General features: G+C 45.4%; 14 protein-coding genes and 1 pseudogene. 5 read left to right on the top strand and 10 right to left on the bottom strand.

Features of this window, described 5'->3' with window-relative positions; genetic code table 11:
• Positions 1-29 precede the first annotated feature (29 nt).
• The 7 genes from PRU_RS07130 to mltG all read right to left on the bottom strand — a co-directional run bounded on the left by PRU_RS07130 (position 30) and on the right by mltG (position 8,328).
• Positions 30-1,199, bottom strand: coding sequence for a GDP-L-fucose synthase family protein (locus PRU_RS07130; protein ID WP_013065270.1), 1,170 nt, complete (start codon positions 1,197-1,199; stop codon positions 30-32).
• Positions 1,189-2,280, bottom strand: a complete 1,092-nt coding sequence (gmd, locus tag PRU_RS07125; RefSeq protein ID WP_013065500.1) for a GDP-mannose 4,6-dehydratase — start codon at positions 2,278-2,280, stop codon at positions 1,189-1,191. The genes PRU_RS07130 and gmd overlap by 11 nt, the downstream gene beginning before the upstream one ends.
• A gap of 11 nt (positions 2,281-2,291) precedes the next feature.
• Entirely contained in the window at positions 2,292-3,359 is a 1,068-nt protein-coding gene (locus tag PRU_RS07120) for a mannose-1-phosphate guanylyltransferase (protein WP_013063257.1), read from the bottom strand.
• An 80-nt stretch (positions 3,360-3,439) separates the two neighbouring features.
• Positions 3,440-4,078: a DedA family protein gene (locus tag PRU_RS07115; protein WP_013065076.1), complete on the bottom strand. Its 639-nt coding sequence runs from the start codon at positions 4,076-4,078 to the stop codon at positions 3,440-3,442.
• A gap of 1 nt (position 4,079) precedes the next feature.
• Positions 4,080-5,522: a tetratricopeptide repeat protein gene (locus PRU_RS07110; protein WP_148214882.1), complete on the bottom strand. Its 1,443-nt coding sequence runs from the start codon at positions 5,520-5,522 to the stop codon at positions 4,080-4,082.
• Positions 5,510-7,264, bottom strand: coding sequence for a glutamine--tRNA ligase/YqeY domain fusion protein (locus PRU_RS07105; protein WP_013065220.1), 1,755 nt, complete (start codon positions 7,262-7,264; stop codon positions 5,510-5,512). The genes PRU_RS07110 and PRU_RS07105 overlap by 13 nt, the downstream gene beginning before the upstream one ends.
• A 38-nt stretch (positions 7,265-7,302) precedes the next feature.
• Positions 7,303-8,328 carry an endolytic transglycosylase MltG gene (mltG, locus tag PRU_RS07100; RefSeq protein ID WP_013064369.1) on the bottom strand — a complete coding sequence of 342 codons (1,026 nt, stop codon included), beginning with the start codon at positions 8,326-8,328 and terminating at the stop codon, positions 7,303-7,305.
• Between the two features lie 98 nt (positions 8,329-8,426).
• On the opposite strand from mltG, the gene PRU_RS07095 reads away from it, so the two are divergent.
• Together PRU_RS07095 and PRU_RS07090 are read left to right on the top strand one after the other, a co-directional pair.
• A complete protein-coding gene (locus PRU_RS07095) occupies positions 8,427-11,036 on the top strand; it encodes a 4-alpha-glucanotransferase (RefSeq protein WP_013063385.1) in 2,610 nt (869 codons plus the stop codon).
• Between the two features lie 27 nt (positions 11,037-11,063).
• Entirely contained in the window at positions 11,064-11,705 is a 642-nt protein-coding gene (locus tag PRU_RS07090; protein ID WP_013065509.1) for an HAD family hydrolase, read from the top strand.
• A gap of 7 nt (positions 11,706-11,712) precedes the next feature.
• Here PRU_RS07090 and PRU_RS07085 read toward each other — a convergent pair whose 3' ends face one another.
• Complete coding sequence (locus tag PRU_RS07085) at positions 11,713-12,312, bottom strand: riboflavin synthase (RefSeq protein ID WP_013063884.1); 600 nt, start codon at positions 12,310-12,312, stop codon at positions 11,713-11,715.
• Between the two features lie 348 nt (positions 12,313-12,660).
• Between PRU_RS07085 and PRU_RS07080 the strand changes: the two genes are divergently transcribed.
• Positions 12,661-13,722 carry a UDP-N-acetyl glucosamine 2-epimerase gene (locus PRU_RS07080; protein WP_013063252.1) on the top strand — a complete coding sequence of 354 codons (1,062 nt, stop codon included), beginning with the start codon at positions 12,661-12,663 and terminating at the stop codon, positions 13,720-13,722.
• 83 nt (positions 13,723-13,805) lie between these two features.
• Here PRU_RS07080 and rbr read toward each other — a convergent pair whose 3' ends face one another.
• Positions 13,806-14,348, bottom strand: coding sequence for a rubrerythrin (gene rbr / locus PRU_RS07075; protein WP_013063889.1), 543 nt, complete (start codon positions 14,346-14,348; stop codon positions 13,806-13,808).
• Between the two features lie 567 nt (positions 14,349-14,915).
• On the opposite strand from rbr, the gene nrdD reads away from it, so the two are divergent.
• A complete protein-coding gene (gene nrdD / locus PRU_RS07065) occupies positions 14,916-17,021 on the top strand; it encodes an anaerobic ribonucleoside-triphosphate reductase (RefSeq protein WP_013063280.1) in 2,106 nt (701 codons plus the stop codon).
• Complete coding sequence (gene nrdG, locus PRU_RS07060; RefSeq protein ID WP_013064511.1) at positions 17,015-17,482, top strand: anaerobic ribonucleoside-triphosphate reductase activating protein; 468 nt, start codon at positions 17,015-17,017, stop codon at positions 17,480-17,482. The genes nrdD and nrdG overlap by 7 nt, the downstream gene beginning before the upstream one ends.
• A gap of 14 nt (positions 17,483-17,496) precedes the next feature.
• Here nrdG and PRU_RS07055 read toward each other — a convergent pair.
• Positions 17,497-18,534: pseudogene (locus tag PRU_RS07055) on the bottom strand (asparaginase).
• Between the last annotated feature and the right edge of the window lie 85 nt (positions 18,535-18,619).

The raw sequence follows: 18,619 nt of genomic DNA, 5'->3' as shown, positions 1-18,619 counted from the left end.
CCCTCGCCGATTGGCGAGGGTTAATTATTTTAATCTAAACTTGAACGATACCATTCGAAAAGTTTCTTTACACCATCTTCAATCTCTACCTTGTGTGTCCAACCGAGAGAATGAAGTTTTGAAACGTCAATCAATTTACGCATAGTGCCATCGGGCTTGGTTGTGTCGAACTCGACAGTTCCTTCGAAACCAACAGCTTTTACAACCAATTCGGAAAGCTCGCGTATTGTGAGTTCCTTACCTGTACCCACATTGATATGGCAATTGCGGATTTCGCCTAACTTGGGGATAGCTCCACCGCGACCGGCAGAATGGTTGCGATCGACAGCACCATCGGTAGAAGCGCCGTAGTGTACAGAAGAATACTTCTCGATGCCGATGATGTCACTGAAGTTCACATTCAGCAGTACGTGAACTGATGCATCGGCCATATCCTCACTCCAAAGGAACTCGCGAAGTGGTGTGCCTGTACCCCAGAGTGTAACCTTGTTGTTCTCAATACCATACTTGGCCAGGACTGTCAAGATTTCCTGCTGAGAAGCATCGCCGTTGACACCTTCAACTGGACGCTTGTTCAGGTCGATGGCAATCTTATCCCATGCATTATCGTGGATGAGTTTGGCCAGGTAAACCTTACGCATCATGGCTGGCATCACATGACTGTTTTCCAGATGGAAGTTGTCGTTAGGGCCATAGAGGTTGGTAGGCATTACGGCGATATAGTTGGTGCCATACTGCAGATTGTAGGATTCGCACATCTTCAGACCTGCAATCTTGGCGATAGCATACTCTTCGTTGGTATATTCCAATGGCGATGTGAGCAGGCAATCCTCCTTCATAGGCTGTGGCGCATTTTTAGGATAAATGCAAGTTGAACCTAAGAAGAGTAGTTTTTTGACACCGTGAGCATAGGCTTCGCTAATGACATTGCACTGAATCTTCATGTTCATCATGATGAAGTCGGCGCGATACAGTGAGTTGGCCATGATGCCACCTACAAAGGCTGCTGCCAGCACAACGGCGTCAGGGCGTTCCTCATCAAAGAACTGCTTAACGGCTACCTGGTCGGTAAGGTCGAGCTCTTTGTGAGTGCGGCCTACCAGATTGGTATAGCCTCGTTGAAGCAGATTATTCCAAATAGCGGAACCCACAAGTCCGTGGTGTCCCGCTACATATATTTTACTTTCTTTACTGAGCATCGTCCATGTGAGCTTTTAAGAAGAGTTTCTTAACGAACTTCATATCGTGCTGAACCATAATCTTTACCAGATCCTCGAACGAGGTCTTCTGTGGGTTCCAGCCTAACTTGGCCTTAGCCTTGGCAGGATTACCTAACAACTGATCAACCTCGGCAGGACGGAAGTACTTAGGATCGACCTCAACCAGTGCTTTGCCAGTTGCCTTGTCGTAACCCTTCTCATCGACACCGTCGCCACGCCATTCGAGCTCGATGCCAACCTCCTTGAAGGCGAGGGTAGCAAACTCACGAACGGTATGATATTCGCCAGTGGCAATTACGAAATCGTCTGGCTCGGGTTGCTGCAGGATGAGCCACATGCACTCGATGTAATCCTTGGCATATCCCCAGTCGCGCAGTGAGTTAAGGTTACCCAGATAAAGCTTGTCCTGATAACCCTGAGCGATACGAGCGGCTGCCAATGTGATCTTACGGGTAACGAAAGTCTCACCACGGCGCTCACTCTCATGGTTAAAGAGGATACCATTGCAGCAGAACATATTATATGATTCGCGATAGTTCTTCATAATCCAGAAACCATATAGCTTAGCTACGGCATATGGAGAGCGGGGATAGAATGGGGTAGTCTCGCTCTGTGGAACTTCCTGTACCTTACCGTAGAGCTCTGATGTAGAGGCTTGGTAAATGCGGCAGGTATCAGCCAAACCTGCAATGCGTACGGCTTCCAGCAAGCGGAGCACACCGTTAGCATCGGTATCGGCTGTGTATTCGGGAACGTCAAAAGATACCTTCACATGACTCTGGGCTGCGAGGTTATAGATCTCGGTTGGGCGAATCTTTGAGATGACACGGATCAGAGATGATGAATCGGTCATATCTGCCCAGTGGAGATTAACAAGGCGGGCCTTTTTCATATCACGAACCCACTCGTCGAGATAAAGATGTTCGATACGGGCGGTGTTGAATGAAGATGAACGACGCATGAGACCGTGAACCTCATAACCTTTTTCAATAAGGAACTCGGCCAGATATGAGCCGTCCTGACCGGTAATACCGGTGATTAGAGCAACTTTTTTTTCCATTATAGTTTATGTTAATTATTTCCTGAGAATTGTTTGATACGCTGTTCCTCCGACAGTTTGCAGATGAGCAGTGTGTCGTTGTTTTCGGCTACGATATAACCATCGAGGCCCTGAATAACTACTTTCTTTTCTTGCATGGTGTGAACAATGCAGTTGTGACTCTCTATCAGGTTTACATCGGGACCGATGCTGACATTGCCATAGAGGTCTTTCTTGCTTTGCTCATGGAGTGAGCCCCAGGTGCCCAGATCGCTCCAACCGAAGTCGGATGGGCAAACGAAAATCTCTTCGGCCTTTTCCATGATGGCGTAGTCGACAGAAATATTCTCGCATTCGGGGAACAGACGGTTGATTTCTTCCTGTTCCTTGTCGGTACCATAAATAGGTAACAGCGACTCGAATATCTTGGCCATTGAGGGCTGGTAGATGCGGAAAGCATTTACAATGGTATTTACATTCCAGATGAAGATACCTGCATTCCAGAAATAATAGTTCTTCTTGATATATTCCTGAGCCGTTTCGAGATTGGGCTTCTCGCGGAAAGAGTCGACTCTGAAAATCTCTTTGTTTCGGAGCGAGCTGGTACTCAGGTCGGCCTGGATGTAGCCATAGCCTGTTTCTGGGCGGTTGGGCTTCATGCCTAGGGTAACGATAGCGTCGGTCTCGCTGGTAAACTGCATGCACTCCTTGATGACACGCTGAAATTCAGCCTTATCTGTCACAATGTGATCGCTTGGTGTTACAATGATGTTAGCCTTTGGGTCTTTCGACTTGATGCGCCAACTAACGTAAGCAATACATGGTGCTGTGTTTCTGCGACAAGGTTCGCATAGAATGTTTCCTGCTGGCATATCAGGCAACTGTTTCTTTACAATTTCCTGATAACTCTGGTTGGTTACTACCCAGATGTTCTCGGGCTTAACCAGATTGCCGAATCTTTCTACCGTTAACTGTAGTAATGTTTTGCCAACGCCGAGAACGTCGATGAACTGCTTAGGGTTCTCGGTAGTACTCATGGGCCAAAAACGGCTACCAACGCCGCCTGCCATGATGACCAAATGGTTGTTTGTTCTTGCCATAATCGTTGTTTGCTGATAATATTGCGCAAAAATACGAAAAATAATAGAAAAGAAAGCATAAAAAAGCAAAAAAATGCTTATTACGCTGACTTTTCTTGTTTATGATTAAGTTTTCGTTTGATGACGAAATAAACGACAGCTACTACAATCAGACCCAGAATGGCGAACTTGATATATTCGGCGTATTCGCTAATTTTGTCGTTCAACTGATCCTCGGGTACAATGGCATGCAGATACCAGCCAAGAAGAGCCAGTACACTATGCCAGCCTCCTGCACCAATGGTAGTAAACAGCAGGAATTTGCCGTAATGCATACGTGCCAAGCCGGCAGGGATGGAAATCAGGTGGCGGATGACGGGAACAAAACGACCGGTAAGTGTCGCTGCAATGCCATGGTCGTCAAAGTATTTCTCGCTTTTTTCAACTTTCTCCTGGTTAAGCAGGCACATCTTACCCCATTTGCTGTTGGCAAACTTGTAGATGACAGGACGACCAACGTACAAGGCTACAAAGTAGTTAATGCTGGCACCTATGTCGGCACCCAGTGTGGCAAATAGGATGACTAAGAATACATTTAATGAGCCGCTGGCTGCATGGTAAGCCGCAGGCGTTACTACAAACTCTGACGGTACCGGCACTACTGTGCTTTCTAATAACATCAGAAAGAAAATGGTTGGATACCAACCGAGCGTGTTGAGAATGTTTGTAATAAAATTCATATTAATCGTCTGTATGTTCTAATGCGTACTGGTAATAATCTTTTGGATCCATATGAGCAGGAAAAAATTCGCCTAAAATGGCTCTGGCTTCCTCCGGATTGCAATCACAGGCCTTCTTCAGGTAGTATAAGAATTCATCATTCTTCATCAGCTCGTTGCAACATAAGGCCAGATAGGCATAGCCTTCCTTATAGTCCTCGCCAACAGTCTTGAAGAAATCCAAATAGGCATTGTAGGCAAAATGTAAAAACTTGTTGTCGTGATAAGAGATGATGATTCTGAGTCTTACTTTGGGATTGTTACCCGAATCTTGTAATACCTTTGCGAATGCAGCTTCTGCCTCTGTCTCTTTCTGGTTGGCTAAGAGAATATGCCCCTTGATAACACCCATGTGGAAATGGTCGCAATCCAATTTTTCGGTCATGTCTATGCACCATAGGGCTTTTTCCATCTGTCCTAAGGTGTTATAGGTAAAGGCCATCTCCTGATAAATCTCTGGTAGGTGAATAGAGTCGATGGCGGAAACGCTGACTGCTTTTTTCAGCTTTTCAAGTCCGTCCTTAAACAAGCCTTTGTTGATCAGACAAATGGCCTGATGCAAATAACCGAACTCATCGTCGGGTACCTTCTCGGAATATTTCTGGAAGAATTTGAGAGCTTCGTCGTGGTTACCCATTGCGTACAGGGTATTGGCTTTCGAGAGCAGACCGTTGGCGTCGTTGGGATCGATGGCAATGGCATATTCGCTACTGGTAAGAGCGCCCGAATAGTCTTCTTTCATATACTGTACGCCTGCCAATGCATTCCAATAATTGGCAGAGTAGGGGTCTTTGTCGAGTAACTCGTTGAAGAGTCGCTCGCTGTCTTTGTATTTGCCCAATCCGAACAGCGTGCGAGCCATCAGTTCCTTGAATCCTACCGAATCGTTGTTGGTAGTGCGGGCTATCCATTCGAAGGCCTTAGCAAACTGGTCGTAATCAAGATACAGACCTACAACGCCTTTCACAAAGTCGGCATATTCATCCTCAGGTAAGTCTTTGATGTATCCTGACAGCAATTCGTCGGCACTGTCCAACTCTCCTTTCGTGATAAGTATCTCGGCACGTAGGTAGATACCCTCAATACTATCTAAAGGTTCTACTTTATCGGCATATTGCTCGGCTGTCTTGAAGTCCTTCTTCTCCAAAGCTTCGCGGGCTCTGTATAGCATCGGACCAACGGCTTCAGGATTGTATTCTATAGCTAAGGAAATGGCATCCTCGGCCTCGGCTAGTCGGTTGTTGTAGTGGTAATAATCGGCAATGTCAGTCAAGTCGTCGGCATCCATATAGATGCGTTCGCCCGACTTGACTGACTCCTCGTATTGCCGTAGGATTTCCTTAAAATCCTCGCTTTCGAAATAATCTAAATCTTCTGGCACTTCTTCTGAAATTACTTTTTCCAAGTGTCTTTGAGTCCAACAGTCTTGTTGAAGATTGGCTTCTCGGCTGTTGAATCTGTATCAGGTGTGAAGTAACCAATACGCTGGAACTGCAGATAAGTGAGTGGCTTCATATCGGCAGCGTATGGCTCGATATAGCACTTCTTGATGATGTGCAGTGAGTCGGGGTTGATAATCTCCTTCATCGCTGTAACAGCATCGCAGTTCTTGGCTTCACGGATGGCAGCCATGTCATCACGAGGATTCTCAACCTTCCACAGACGGTCGTAAAGACGAACCTCGGCCTCGACAGCGTGCTTGCAACTTACCCAGTGGAGGGTCTTGCCCTTAATCTTGCGGTTAGAACCAGGCATACCGCTGCGTGAATCTGGATCGTAGGTACAGTAAATAGTAGTTACGTTTCCATTCTCGTCCTCATCGCAGGGGTGATCCTCGTTACATTTAATAATGTAGGCGTTCTTCAGACGAACCTCCTTACCAGGGGCCAATCGCATAAACTTCTTCTCGGCTTCCTTCATAAAGTCGTCACGCTCAATCCAAAGTTCGCGGGTAAACTCAACAGTGTGAGTGCCATCGGCTTCGTTCTCTGGGTTGTTGATAGCGGTGAGCTGTTCAATCTGGTCCTCTGGGTAGTTGGTGATAACCACCTTAACAGGATCAAGAACAGCGCTGACACGGATAGCACGGCTGTTCAAATCGTCGCGAACTGCACTCTCCAAGAGGGCCATGTCGTTAAGGGCATCAATCTTGGTGTAGCCAATCTTATCGATGAACTTGATGATACTCTCTGGGCTGTAACCACGGCGACGGAATCCGCAGATAGTTGGCATACGGGGGTCGTCCCAACCGCTTACCATGTTATTCTGTACCAATGCCAGCAGATTACGCTTTGACATCAGTGTGTAGTTGAGGTTCAGCTTATTGAACTCGGTCTGACGTGGACGGTTGTCCTCGATGTTGTCGGTCTCGCCCTTCCACTCCTTCATCCATGTAACGAACAGATCGTAAAGGGGTCGATGTTCTACAAACTCGAGTGTACACCAAGAGTGGGTTACACCCTCGAGGTAGTCGCTCTGGCCGTGAGTGAAATCGTACATAGGGTATGCATTCCACTTATTGCCTGTACGGATATGAGGAATATTGAGTACACGATAGATAAGGGGATCGCGGAACAACATGTTGGGATGAGCCATGTCGATCTTGGCGCGCAGAACCAGTGTGCCTGGCTCGCACTTGCCGCTGTTCATGAACTCGAACAACTTCAGGTTCTCCTCAATGGGGCGGTCGCGATAGGGACTGTTTGTACCTGGGCTTGTGGTGGTACCCTTCTGCTGGGCAATCACCTCGGCACTCTGCTCATCAACGTATGCGCGTCCCTGCTGGATGAGCCATACAGCAAAGTCCCAGAGCTCCTGGAAGTAGTCGCTGGCATAGTAAACGTTAGCCCACTTGAAACCGAGCCACTTAATATCGTTCTCGATGCTCTCGATGTATTCAGTATCTTCTTTAATGGGGTTGGTGTCGTCGAAGCGCAGGTTGCACTGACCACCGTATTTCTTGGCCAGTCCGAAGTCGATGGCAATGGCTTTGGCGTGTCCGATATGCAGGTAGCCGTTTGGCTCTGGTGGAAAACGGGTCTGCATTCTGCCACCGTTCTTACCCTCTGCCAGGTCATTGATAACTTTCTGTTCAATGAAGCTGACAGACTTCTTCTCCTCGCTTTCGTTCTTAATAATCTCTTCCATATCTTATATCTCTAAATTCTCAATTGTTAATTCTCAATTTATTTAATGCCTCTTTCATTTAAAGCCTTTGAATATTTTGCTGCATTCTTCAGGTGCTCCTGATAGGTTCTGGCAAAATTATGTGTGCCAGAGAAGTCCTCCTTGGCGCACATGTACAGATAGTCGTGGGCTGTGCGATTCAGTACAGCGTCGATACCTGCCACCGATGCAATCTTGATGGGGCCGGGAGGCAGACCGGTATTCTTATAGGTGTTATAAGGACTGTCGAATTGCAGCATGTTGTGGTAGATACGCTTGATTGCGAAATCTTTCAAGGCAAACTTGATGGTAGGGTCAGCCTGAAGTGGCATGTCTGCTTTCAGTCGGTTCAGATACATACCTGCAATCATTGGCTTCTCGGCATTGTTGGCAGTCTCCTCATCGATGATGCTGGCCAATGTGCAAACCTCATTTTTACTCAGTTTCAGGGCCTCGGCCTTCAAGGTGCGCTGTACATTCCAGAAATTCTCGTTCTCCTTCTGCATGCGTTTCATCAGATTCTCTATAGAGATATTCCAATAAACCTCGTAGGTGTTGGGGACGAACAAGCAGGCGATAGTGGCTGTGTCGTAACCCTGCTGCGCACAGAACGACGAATCGCTGAGCAGGATGGCTATAGCAACGCTGTCCATCATCAGTTTGCGTGACAGATAGCCGGCCAGTCTGTCCATGGTACGACTTTCGGGAATGGTGAGTTTTACAGGCTCCTGATGTCCATTCTTCAGATTGCGGAATACTTTTATCGTACTCTGGTCGGGGGGGATGGCGTATCTACCGCTACGAATATGCTCCATATATCCACCATGGCGAGCGAGCATTCTAAAAGCTGAAAGGCCATGATCGGATGCAATAGGCTCCAATTTGACGCATACTGAATCAAGATTGTCGTTGTCGTCGATATACACGTATTCGGTGGCGCTGAGTTTAGAAAAACTCCCCACAAAATAGTAATATGCGATGCCTAAGATTCCTAATGCGCATACAATAATAGGAACCAGATAGCTTGACTTTTTTATCCAATTCATCTTCATATCCTTGAAAAAACGCTGCAAAGTTACAAAAATCTCTCCACTATTATCGCTAATTTATCATTTTTTTGTATCTTTGCCCTAAAATATAGCTTATGAAACTTAAGTTTTCTATACAATATGGCACTCAATGGGGACAAAATCTCTATGTGGTGCTGTCCTATCTCAGCATCGACCAGACCAAAAAGACGGAACGGTTGATGATGACTACCTCTGACGGCATGGAGTGGCAGTTGGAAACCACCGTGCTTGAATCTCGAAAACATCCGATAACCTCTTTTTCTTATTATTATCAGGTAGAGGATACTGATGGTAATGTGCTTAGAAAAGAGTGGAATGCTATTCCTCGAACCTATTATTTTGATTCGGCAAAAGACTATGTGATGGCTGATTTGTGGCGCGATGTGCCTCTGCAGTATCATCTTTATAGCATGGCTTATCATACAACGATGGGACTATCTGTTGACCAACAGGTTGAGCCGCTTCGTGTGCCTTTGTATCGTAAAACAATCCTGTTCAGGGTGTCGGCACCTCAGTTACAAAAAGGACAGTCGGTTGCTATTATTGGCGACCATCCGGCTTTAGGCAGTTGGAACGTGTCTCGCTATCTGCGTATGGAGCCAATTGGCAGATTCGAGTGGCTGCTGTCGGTGAATGTGGATGCTGTGCTGCTGCCTATAGAATATAAATATGTGATTATTGATGACACTTCCCATGCACTCGTGGCTTGGGAGGAAGGTGATAATCGCACAACTGCGGGTTTGTTGCCTGTTGATCAGACTATGGTGCCTGATGGTACAGTACTGGTGGCTTATGGTGAGAACCTGAGGGTAAAAGAGCATACCTGGCGAGCTGCAGGCGTGGTGATACCGGTATTCTCGCTTCGTAGTAAACAATCGTATGGTGTGGGCGATTTTGGTGATCTGTACCGATTGGTTGATTGGTGTGCGGCAACGGGTATGAAGGCCATCCAATTACTGCCGGTTAACGATACTACGTGCTCGAAAAACTGGAGTGATTCGTATCCATATAATATTGTTTCGGCTTTTGCTTTGCATCCTCATTATCTGGATGTGGAGGCTATTGGAGTGCTGAAAAATAAAATCAAGATGAATACGTATCATCGTCAACGCCAGGAACTTAACGAACTCGGCTATAGTGATTATGAGGCGGTGGATCGAGTGAAGCGGGCTTATGTTCAGGAACTGTTTGATGAGAAAGGTCAACAGACTCTTGAGTCCAAGGAGTTCAAAACTTGGTTTGCTCAGAACCAGGATTGGTTGGTGCCTTACGCCAAGTGGTTGGATTCGTCTGTGGGCTTGATTTACTTTACGCAATACCATCTTCACTTGCAGTTGAAAGCCGCAGCTGACTATGCTCGTTCAAAGGGCATCTTCCTGAAAGGCGATGTGCCTATCGGCGTAAATGGCGATAGTGTGGAAACGGCTATCCATCCGGATTATTTCCATCTTGATGCACAAACAGGTGCACCACCAGATATGTTCTCGCCCAACGGACAGAATTGGGGCTTCCCAACTTACAATTGGGGTACTGGTGTTGTAGAGTGGTTCCGTAGACGTTTAAAGTGGATGGAACAGTATTTCGATGCTATCCGAATCGACCATATCCTGGGTTTCTTCCGGATATGGGAGATACCAGGCGATGCTGTCTTTGGATTGCTGGGGCATTTCTTGCCTTCGTTGCCAATGACAGTGGGTGAGATAGAATACTTTGGTTTGCCTTTCCGTAAGGACTTGTTTACCAGACCTTTTATTAACGATAGGGTGTTAGATAAGCTGTTTGGTATGCATGCACCATATGTTCGCGAGCATTTCCTGATGCCTAAGAGTTACGGTCTGTATGATTTGAAATCAGATTACAACACGCAGAAAAAAGTGCAACAGGCTTTTGAGGGACGGATAGATGAAAATAGTTTGTGGATTCGTGATGGACTTTATCGCTTGGTTAGTAGTGTGCTCTTCCTGGAGGATCCAAAACAGCCTGGTATGTATCATCCGCGAATCGGTGTAATAGGGGAGCCCGTGTTTGAGGCGTTGAATGCTGAAGAAAAAGACGCATTTATGCGACTTTACAATAATTATTACTATCAGCGTCATAACTTTTTCTGGGGGGCTGAGGCTATCCGCAAACTAACCGATGTGTTTGGCTCTACCCGTATGCTATGCTGTGGCGAGGATCTGGGCATGTTGCCAGATTGTGTGGCGCCGGTACTCGATCAGTTGCGTATCCTGTCGCTCGAAATCCAGTCGATGCCCAAACAGAGTGGTTATGAGTTTGCTCATCTTGATGGCAATCCATACCGTTCTGTTGCTACAATTTCAACGCACGATATGTCGCCCTTGCGCCTTTGGTGGAGCGAAAGTCCTGAGCGTACCCAGCGTTTCTATGTGTCGATGTTGCAGAAACAAGGTCGAGCCCCCGAACAGTTACCGGCCCATTTGGCAGAGGAGATTATCGGGCGTCATCTTTATTGTCCGTCTATGCTCTGTATGTTGTCGTTGCAGGACTGGTTGGCTATGGATGGCGAACTGCGCTCAAAGAATGTTCGTGACGAGCGCATCAATGTGCCAAGCGATCCTTATAACCGTTGGAAATATCGTATGCATATTACCATCGAGGATTTGCTGAAGGCTGATAAATATAATAATAAGGTGAAAACCATGATTCAGCGTTCAAAGCGCTAATGTCTAATCTTTAATGTTTAATCTTCAATGTATAACACTTATATATTTGATCTTGACGGAACTTTACTTGATACAATAACAGATTTAGCGGCTTCGTGTAACTATGCCCTCCGCACGCATGGCATGCCAGAACATTCGGTTGATGATGTTCGTAGGTTCGTTGGTAATGGGGTACGGAAATTGATGGAGCGGGCTATTCCTCATGGAGCAGAAAACCCTGATTTTGAGGCAACGTTTGCAACCTTCCGCGAACATTATATGCATCATTCGCTTGATACAACACAACCATATCCCGGTATTCCTGAGGTATTGGCCGAATTGAAAGCTCGTGGTTGCCGACTGGCTGTTGTCAGCAATAAGATGATGGCTGCTACCGTGGAGTTGTGTCGTCATTTCTTCCCGGATACCATCGAAGTGGCTATAGGTGAGCATGAAGCAGAGGGAATCCGTAAGAAGCCTGCTCCAGATACGGTATTTGCTGCTTTGCGAGAGCTTGGTGTTGAAAAAGACAGGGCTGTTTATGTTGGTGATAGTGATGTGGATGTTCAAACAGCAGCGAACTCTGGGCTACCATGTATATCCGTGTTGTGGGGATTTCGTGATCGTGACTTTCTGATACAACATGGAGCGAAGACATTCATCTCCGCTCCATCAGAATTGTTATTGTAAAGGTGGATTAAATCTGCTGCAGTCTGGCGATATATTTGCCAAGAATGTCAAACTCGATGTTGACTACCGAACCTACACGGATGTCGCAGAAGTTAGTGTGCTCGAAAGTGTAGGGGATGATGGCTACTTGGAAGGTGTTAGCTGTTGGATTGCAAACCGTGAGACTTACACCATTAACGGTAACACTACCTTTGTCGACAGTGAAATAGCCTTTCAATGCCATCTCGCGGTTCTCAGGATATTCGAATGTGAAATAGGTTGAACCGTCAGCATCCTCAACAGCAATGCAGCGTGCAGTCTCATCTACATGACCCTGAACGATATGACCATCTAATCGGCCGTTCATCAGCATAGAGCGCTCAACGTTTACTTTATCACCAACTTTGAGCAAGCCCAGATTGGTGCGGTCGAGTGTTTCCTTCATGGCAGTAACCGTGTAGGTGCCATTCTCAATGGCAACAACAGTCAAGCAAACGCCATTATGTGCAACACTCTGGTCGATCTTTAACTCGTCGACAAACGAACACTTTAATGTAAAATCGATATTTTCGCGATCCTTGTGGATAGCTGTTACGGTAGCAAATTCTTCGATGATTCCAGAAAACATAACAAAATATATAATGTTTAATGTTTAATCTTTAATGTTTAATATAAAAAAGAAAGGGTACGTGCCGATGATTTGGTGAAAACTCCTGTTTCACACGATGTGGGGGCTCCCTGCTGTTGTAATCCACCGGCATTGCTGCTCTCCTCGTGGAGGATAATCGTGGCCCGCCATTGGCAAGGGAAACGATCCCGATTTGTTTTGTTAATGTAGAGTATCCCGATCTATCAGGCACGACCCACTGTTTCTGCTGCAAAGATACAACTATTTTGGGACTTATCCAAACCTTTTGCCATTTTTCTTGGTAAATAGAAACTTTTTCTATATCTTTGCACTCAAAAATAGAAAGAAATGGGAAAGACTGTATGTATCATAGCGGGTGCTCGCCCAAATTTCGTTAAGGTGTCACCTTTGGTAAGAGCCATCAATAAAAATCCTGAAGCAACATGTTTGTTGGTTTATGCAGGTAGTGAGAACGATCCAACGCTTGAGGCATCGCTGTTTGATGATTTGCAGATGCCACGTCCACAATATTACTTAGGTGTAGATTCAACGAGTCTGAACGAGATTACCAGTCAGGTCATGGCCCGTTTCGATGCTTTCCTCGATGCGCATCAGATTGATGTGGTGATCGTGGTGGATGATCTGGCCTCGACTATGGCTGCTGCCATAGTAACCAAGAAACGTGGTATCCGCTTGGCGCATCTGGTAGCTGGTACACGCTCGTTTAATATCAATATGCCTAAGGAAATCAACCGTTTGGTGATAGATGCCTTGTCTGACTATCTGTTCACGGCTGGTGTGAAGAGTACGGGCATAGCTACTCGTGAGCAGTCGGAGAGTTCGCAGACCTATATGGTGGGTAATATCCTGATGGATACTTTGCGATATAACTACGACCGTATGAAGAAGCCAGCTTCGATCCCATCACTTGAAGAGAAACAGTATCTGGTATTTACACTGAACCGTAAAGCGCTGATTGCTGATATTGATAATTTGGAGAAAATGCTGAAGGCTATGGTGGCTTCGGCTAATGGCATGCGAATTGTTGCACCTTTGCGTGGCGAAGCCCGTAAGGTGGTTGAGCGCATGGGCTTGGCTATTGATATTGTTGATCCTTTGAGCTACTTGGAGTTTGGTTGGTTAACTGCTCATGCACTTGGTATTATTACCGATTCGGGCAATGTGTCGGAAGAGGCTACCTTTAATAGTGTACCTTGTATCACTCTGAATAATTATACCGAGCATCAGGAAACGGTGAATGTAGGTTCGAATGTGTTGGTTGGTGAGGATGCAGACAAACTAAGTGAAGCTGTTAAGAAAATGGTGAGCGGCGATTGGAAGAAATGCGCCCTGCCTGACCGTTGGGATGGTCGAACAGCAGAGCGCATTGTTCAGATTATACTTGCCTAAACAGGCTTGTTTTTGAAAAGTACTTAGAGAGCGATTGCAATCTAAGTACTTTTTTGTTGCAAAGTACTTAGAAAAATTAATCTTTAATAGTTCTCTGCTTTTACCTGGAAGTAAGCCTGTGGATGATCGCAGACAGGACATACCTGTGGAGCCTTCTTGCCGATAACAATGTGGCCGCAGTTGCTGCACTGCCAGATAACATCATTGTCCTTAGAGAATACACGCTCCTTCTTAACGTTGTCGAGCAGTTTGCGGTAGCGTGCCTCGTGCTCTGCCTCTACTTTGGCTACGAGTTCGAATTTGGCGGCAATCTCGTTGAATCCTTCCTCGCGTGCTTCCTGGGCCATGCGTGCATACATGTCGGTCCACTCATAGTTCTCGCCAGCAGCAGCAGCTTCCAGATTCTCTGGTGTGCTCTTGATTGCACCACCTTCCAAAAGCTTGAACCACATCTTGGCGTGCTCCTTCTCGTTGTTAGCTGTCTCCTCGAAAATGGCGGCTATCTGTACAAAGCCGTCCTTCTTGGCCTTTGATGCCCAGTAACTGTACTTGTTGCGTGCCATTGACTCACCTGCAAATGCTTCCTGCAGATTCTTCTCGGTTTTTGTTCCTTTAAGATCCTTCATAATTGTACTTGTTTAGTTTAATTGTTTAAATGATATTTTTGGCAAAGATACAATAATAAATTGATATCAGCAAGTTTTAGGCTTTCTTTTTGTGTTATTTTAGTATTCTCTATTATATATAATAAGGTACGCGTGGGAGGGGAAATGGATTGTTGTAAAATGTTAAAACGGGAAACTTTTCTGATTTTTAAAAACGAAAAGTTTTCCAAAAAGAAAATCTTGGTGTATGTGGTGGTGTTCCAAAAAGAATACTGACTGCAAATTGGAGATTTTCTGTTGTGAAAGCTTTAATTTAAAAGACGATGCTGTCGTGAAATTGTAGAAGTGTCTATGAATCAGTATGTTATACATTGTTATTGTAGCGTATTATTTCAATATTAACTTTATTTTAGAGAAATTTTTGGCTTGTCGAGAATGCTTTTTCTGGCATATTTTGTATCTTTGCAACCGTATTCGGTTTTACTTTTTGGAAAACTTTTCCGAATTCAAAAACAAAAAAGTTTCCAAAAAAGAAAACTTTGGGAGAGAATTAAATAACAAAACATAAATAAAAACAGAGACAATAACATGGAAATTAAAAACTTTACCATCACCAAGCGAGACGGATCGAAGGATTTGTTCTCACTCGACAAAATTATGAATGCTATCGTAAAGGCTTTCGAGAGCGTTCAGGAACCTGCTGACCTAGCCATCGTATCTAAAATCTTGAATCACCTTGACATGCATGACAACATTACTGTGGAGGATATTCAGAACCAGGTGGAAGAAGCACTTATGCGTGAAGGCTATTATAAGGTTGCCAAATCGTTTATTCTCTATCGTCAGTTGCACTCTGAGGATCGTGAGACACTCGAGAAAATGGTGTTCCTTTCAGAATACTGCGAATCGGTGAATGCTGCTACAGGATCAAAGTACGATGCAAATGCCAATGTAGAGCATAAGAATATTGCTACACTGATTGGTGAGCTGCCAAAGTCGAACTTTATCCGTCTGAACCGTCGACTCCTCACTGATCGTATTAAGAAAATGTATGGTAAGCAGTTGGCCGATGAATATATCGACAAGCTGACACACCACTTTATATATAAGAACGACGAGACTTCGTTGGCCAACTATTGTGCTTCTATCACCATGTATCCTTGGTTGATTGGTGGTACTGTGGCTATTGGTGGTAACTCTACTGCTCCTACCAACATGAAGTCGTTTGCTGGTGGCTTTGTGAATATGGTGTTTATGGTAAGTTCAATGCTGAGTGGTGCCTGTGCTACACCTGAGTTCCTGATGTATATGAACTATTTCCTGGGTAAGGAGTACGGACTGGATTACTATAAGCGCTCACAAGACCAGGCAGACCTGAGTTTGAAGAAGCGTACCATTGATAAGATTATAACTGATTACTTTGAGCAGATTGTTTATACCTTGAACCAGCCAACAGGTGCTCGTAACTATCAGGCAGTATTCTGGAATATTGCCTACTACGATCGTTACTATTTCGAGAGTATCTTTGGTGAGTTCTACTTCCCCGATGGCTCTAAGCCCGATTGGGAGGGACTTTCATGGTTGCAGAAGCGCTTCATGAAGTGGTTTAACCATGAGCGTACCAAGACTTTGCTGACTTTCCCTGTTGAGACTATGGCTCTTTTGGTAGATGAGAATGGTAACTGCAAGGATAAGGAGTGGGGCGAGTTTACAGCCGAAATGTATGCTGAGGGACACTCGTTCTTTACCTATATGAGCGATAATGCCGACTCTTTGTCGAGTTGCTGCCGTTTGCGTAACGAGATTACTGATAATGGTTTCAGCTATACGCTTGGTGCAGGCGGTGTAAGTACTGGTTCTAAGAGTGTGCTCACTATCAACCTGAACCGTTGTATCCAGTATGCCGTCAACCACAAGTTGGATTATCTGGAGTATCTGAGTGGTGTGATCGATCTGTGCCATAAAGTACAGTTGGCTTACAACGAGAATTTGAAGGATCTGCAGCAGCAGGGTATGTTACCACTGTTCGATGCTGGTTATATCAATATTGCCCGTCAGTACCTCACAATCGGTATCAATGGTTTGGTTGAGGCTGCTGAATTCATGGGTCTGAAGATTACTCCAAACGACGAGTATCTGCATTTTGTTCAGGGTATTCTTGGACTGATTGAGAAGTACAACAAGCAGTACCGCTCTAAGGAGGTGATGTTCAACTGTGAGATGATTCCTGCAGAGAATGTAGGTGTAAAGCATGCTAAATGGGATCGTGAGGATGGTTACTTTGTGCCACGTGATTGCTATAACAGCTACTTCTATGTAGTAGAGGATGACTCGCTGACCATTATCGATAAGTTCAAGCTGCATGGTGCACCATATATTGAGCATCTTACTGGTGGTTCGGCTCTGCATATGAATCTCGACGAGCATCTGTCGAAAGAGCAGTATCTGCACCTGCTGAAGGTGGCTGCTAAGGAAGGATGTAACTACTTTACATTCAATATTCCTAATACTGTATGTAATGATTGTGGTCATATCGACAAGCGCTATCTGAAGGAGTGTCCGCATTGTCATTCTAAGAATGTTGACTACATGACCCGTATTATCGGCTACTTGAAGCGTGTTAGCAACTTCTCACAGGCTCGTCAGGAAGAGGCTTCACGTCGCTACTATGCAGGACAGAAACAATTATGCTAAAATACGTAAATACCGGCATAGTTTTTCAAGAGATACCCGACGAAGTGACACTGGCAATTAACATTAGTAATTGCCCGTGTCGCTGTCCTGGGTGTCATAGCTATTACCTTTGGGAAGATATTGGATTGCCCCTTGATACTGAAGCTATTGATGCGTTTGTAGAGAAGTTCGGTACTGATATTACCTGTATCTCGTTTATGGGTGGTGATGCCGAACCCAAGGCCGTTAACCAGCTGGCATTATATATCCGAGAGGTACACCCTGAGTTCAAAGTAGCTTGGTATAGTGGTAAAACGGTCATCTCATCGGCTATCAACAAGCGCGATTTCGACTATATCAAGATAGGACCGTTTATCAAGCACTTAGGTCCTTTGAAGGATCCGAAGACGAATCAAAGGTTGTATAAGATCAAAGAAGACGGCGAGATGGAGGATGTGACCTCGTGGTTCTGGAAAAAATAAGAGGAGAGATATCACTAAAACGATATCTCTCCTCTTATGCTTTGTTGCATGTATTTGCGAACTGTTTCCGGATCGTCGGGGTAGTGTGCCTGCAGGAACATCAGTTTGGTAACTGCAGCTTCAACGGTAGAATCGCGACCACTGATAACACCAGCCTCTTGCAGATGGTATCCGTTGTCGTAGCGGCCCATCTCAACGGCACCCTGCATACATTGACTGATGTTCACGATTACCTTACCATTGCGGGTTCCCTCACGTAAAGCATTCAGCAACCATGGGCGTTGGGGCGCGTTGCCACTGCCAAAGGTACGCATCACAATGGCTTTCAGATTAGGGGTATGAATGATGTGACGGATCAGATCCTCACGGATGCCTGGGAAGAGCGAGAAGATAATCACATTATTGTCCATGCGAAAGTGGGGAGCCATCGGCTTGCTCCAATCAGGCTTCAGCATGCGATCGTGGTAATAGGTGATGTTTACACCAGCTTCAACCAAATGGGGGTAGTTGAATGATTCGAAGGCATTAAACTCCTCGGCGCTCTGTTTGGTAGTACGATTGCCACGAAGCAGATGACCGCCGAAATAAATACCTACTTCGGGTACCAAAGCATGTCCTTCTCTATCTTTGGCTGCAGCAATCTCTATGGCTGTGATAAGATTTTCCTTACCATCTGTTCTCAGCTGTCCGATAGGTAACTGCGAACCAGTGAAAATCACGGGTTTGGTGAGGTTCTCAAGCATATACGACAGGGCTGAGGCGGTAAAGGCCATCGTGTCGGTGCCATGTAGTACTACAAATCCATCGTACTGATCGTAGTGGTCGGCGATACAATGCTACAGATCTGTCCACATGGCAGGCGACATGTCACTCGAATCAATAGGTGGATCGAACTGGTATGTTTCGATGGTGATATCAAACTGCTTCAGTTCGGGTACATTATATAATAGGTGTTCAAAATCAAACGGCTCCAGAGCCCCAGTGCGAGGGTTCCGGTTCATGCCAATGGTGCCTCCTGTGTATATTAAGAGGACTTTGCTACGGTACGTCATCGTTTACGTTTTATTTTTCTGCAAAGATAGTGCTTTTCTCCGAGATTTTAATTAACTTTGCAGAAAAATTTTAAGAAGGACCTAT

The sequence above is a fragment of the Xylanibacter ruminicola 23 genome, assembly GCF_000025925.1.
In the GTDB taxonomy this organism is placed as follows: domain Bacteria; phylum Bacteroidota; class Bacteroidia; order Bacteroidales; family Bacteroidaceae; genus Prevotella; species Prevotella ruminicola.
The sequence above is the reverse complement of the archived record's forward strand: the minus strand, read 5'-3'. Positions and strand labels throughout refer to the sequence as shown.